Below are 2,666 nucleotides of genomic sequence, written 5' to 3'. Positions count from 1 at the left end.
CGCTGCGCACGCGCCGTGCGCCAGGCCGGCTACCGCGCGGCCTGCACCACGCGCAGCGGCTGGGCGATGCGCGACGGCGACCCGTTCGCCCTGCGCCGGCTCACCGTGACCAACCTCGACACCGTCGCCAGTCTCGCGCGCAAGCTGTGCTTCGGCAGCCACGATGTCGGCTGGGCCGACGTGGCGCGCTACGCCTGGCAGCGGCTGCGGGCCTGAGCCGATGCCCAGCCTCGCGCCGCCGCCGTCCGTATCCATCGTCATGCCCTGCTTCAATGCCGGGCAGCATCTGCCGCGCAGCCTCGCCAGCGTGCTCGCCCAGAGCCTGGCGGACTGGGAGCTGATCGTCGTCGACGACGGCTCGACCGACGGCTCCGCCCACTGGCTGGCGCAGCAGGCCGAGCCGCGCCTGCGCGTGCTGCAGCGACCGCATCAGGGTGCCAGCGCCGCACGCAACATCGGCATCGAGCACGCCCGTGGCGAGTACATCGCCTTTCTCGACGCCGACGACACCTGGGCGCCCGACTTTCTGCAGCGGCTCCGCGCCGCCCTGCTCGACCGCCCCGACGCCGTCCTCGCCTACTGCGGCTGGCAGAAGTTCGGCGTGCCCGCCGCCGAGGCCAAGCCCTTTGTCCCGCCGGACTACGAAACGCCCGACAAGCGCAAGCTGCTGTTCGCCGCCTGCCGCTGGCCGATCCACGCTGCGCTCGCACGTCGCGCGCCCTTGCTGCAATGCGGCGGCTTCCCCGCCCAGCTGCAAAATGCCGAGGACTACGCCCTGTGGCTCGAGCTCGCCACCCGCGGCCCGATCGTGCGCGTACCCGAAGTGCTCGCCCACTACCACTTCCACGGCAGCGGGCAGGCCAGCGCCCAGCGCGCGCGCGCGGCCCTGCAGTTGCTGGACGCCCAGCACGCCTACCTCGCCCGGCACCCGGACTTCGCCCGCAGCCTCGGCCCCGACCGCCGCCGCATCCCCTGTCAGGGCCTGCTGCGCGCCGGCTTCCAGGCCTACTGGGCACGCGACCTGCCCGCCGCGCGCGCCATCTTCCGGCGCGCCCTGCGGGCCGGCTACGGCCGCCCCGCCCAGTGGCGCTACATGCTGCCCGCCCTGCTTCCGCTCAAGCTGCATGTCGCGCTGCTGGCGCTGCGCGCGCGCAGCTGCGAAACACACCCCGATTGACGCCATGACCTCGCTCGTCGTCGCCTTCTGCACCCACAACCGCGCCCACCGCCTGCCGGGCCTGATCGCGGCGCTGCGCGCGCAATCCACGTCGCAGCCGTTCGACATCCTTGCCATCGACAACCACAGCACGGATGGCACCGCGGCCGTGCTGCGCGAGCTGGCCGCCGCACCCGGCGCGGCGCTGCGCATCGTGCACGAAGCCCACGTCGGCATCGTCCCCGCGCGCAACCGCGCCATCGCCGAAGCCCTTCGCTACGACGCCATGCAGTTCATCGACGACGACGAACTGCCGCAGCCCGGCCTGCTCGAGGCGGCCCGGCACGCCATCTTCGAGGAAGGCGCAGACTGCGCCGGTGGCCGTGTCGAGGTGGACTTTTCCCAGCACCAGCGGCCCGACTGGCTGTCCGACGAGCTGCTCGGTTTTCTGGCTGCGCTCGATCACGGCGATGCGCCGTTCTGGATTACCGACGCCACCACGCCGGTGTGGACAAGCAACGTCGCCTACGCCATGCGCCTCTTCCGCGACGCCCCCAGCCTGCGCTTCGATCCGCGCTTCAACCGCGTCGGCCACGACGTGGGCGGCGGCGAGGATGGCGCCATGTTCCAGACCCTGCTGGCGCGCGGCGCCCGCATCCGCTATCGGCCCGACATGGCCGTGTCCCACCTGGTCGACGCCGACAGGCTTCGGCGCCGCTACTTCCTGCGCCTGCACTACCGTGCCGGCGTGCGCCACGCGCTCTACCAGATGCCGGCCTTCCCCCGCACCGTGGGCGGCGTGCCGCCCTTCCTGCTGCAGCAGTGGCTGTCGAAGACGCTCAAGCTCATTGTCCGGCAGATGTCAGGGGAGCGCGGCCTGCTGCGCGAGGCCATGAATACCGCGCATGCGCTCGGCTGCATCGTCGGCTATGCAAGACGGCGGCTCCCCGGCAGCCCCGGCAAGGCGGACTGACGCCAGAAGAAGGGAAAACTGGGACAGATTGAGGTCTGACCCCATTGATGCCTCTGCAACAGAAGGCCCTTGGGTGCGGGTTGTTGTCGACGTGTCCATCTGCTAGCCTCATTCCCATTCAATCTTCCCATGAGGTCATCCCATGGAAACCGTGAACGTCAGCGGCCTGAAAAACAACCCCAGCGAAGCCTTGCGGATGTCCCATCGTGACGTCGTGGTCGTCATGAACCGAGACCGGCCGGATGCGCTGATGGTGGGCGTCGAGACCGCCGGGATGCTCGAGGCCAAAGGCGTCAAGCCGGCACTGGCCACCGCGCTGTTTCGCGACGGCCACCTGTCGCTCGCCCGCTCTGCGCGGCTGGCCGACATGTCCGTCGCCGAGTTCGCTGCACATGTCTCGCGGCTTGGCATCCCCGTCGTGCGCCTGAACGCACAGGAGACAACTCGCGACCTCGACACGCTCGACCAATGGCTCGCATCGTCCTGACCGACGCCAGCCCGCTCATCGGACTGGGCCATGTCGGCGGCCTCGGCTGG

At 70.6% G+C, this 2,666-nt stretch carries 3 protein-coding genes and 1 pseudogene; all 4 read left to right on the top strand.

Translation table 11 applies throughout. The features are described from left to right. A pseudogene (locus PLC66_RS22515) lies at window positions 1–216 on the top strand (polysaccharide deacetylase family protein); the annotation flags it as partial. Window positions 217–220: 4 nt separating this feature from the next. Beyond that, window positions 221–1,177: a glycosyltransferase family 2 protein gene (locus PLC66_RS22510; RefSeq protein WP_324544408.1), complete on the top strand. Its 957-nt coding sequence runs from the start codon at window positions 221–223 to the stop codon at window positions 1,175–1,177. Window positions 1,178–1,181: 4 nt separating this feature from the next. Further along, window positions 1,182–2,129: a glycosyltransferase family 2 protein gene (locus tag PLC66_RS22505; RefSeq protein WP_324544407.1), complete on the top strand. Its 948-nt coding sequence runs from the start codon at window positions 1,182–1,184 to the stop codon at window positions 2,127–2,129. Window positions 2,130–2,271: 142 nt separating this feature from the next. Next, window positions 2,272–2,616 (top strand): UPF0175 family protein, encoded by a 345-nt coding sequence (locus PLC66_RS22500; protein WP_324544406.1) that lies wholly within the window; start codon window positions 2,272–2,274, stop codon window positions 2,614–2,616. Window positions 2,617–2,666: the final 50 nt, after the last annotated feature.

Origin of the sequence: Thauera sp., from assembly GCF_035444905.1 — a bacterium.
In the GTDB taxonomy this organism is placed as follows: domain Bacteria; phylum Pseudomonadota; class Gammaproteobacteria; order Burkholderiales; family Rhodocyclaceae; genus Thauera.
The sequence above is the reverse complement of the archived record's forward strand: the minus strand, read 5'-3'. Positions and strand labels throughout refer to the sequence as shown.

Coding starts and splice junctions, on each gene's coding strand:
- PLC66_RS22510 (WP_324544408.1), top strand. CDS start 221: ATGCCCAGCCTCGCGCCGCCGCCGTCCGTATCCATCGTCATGCCCTGC.
- PLC66_RS22505 (WP_324544407.1), top strand. CDS start 1,182: ATGACCTCGCTCGTCGTCGCCTTCTGCACCCACAACCGCGCCCACCGC.
- PLC66_RS22500 (WP_324544406.1), top strand. CDS start 2,272: ATGGAAACCGTGAACGTCAGCGGCCTGAAAAACAACCCCAGCGAAGCC.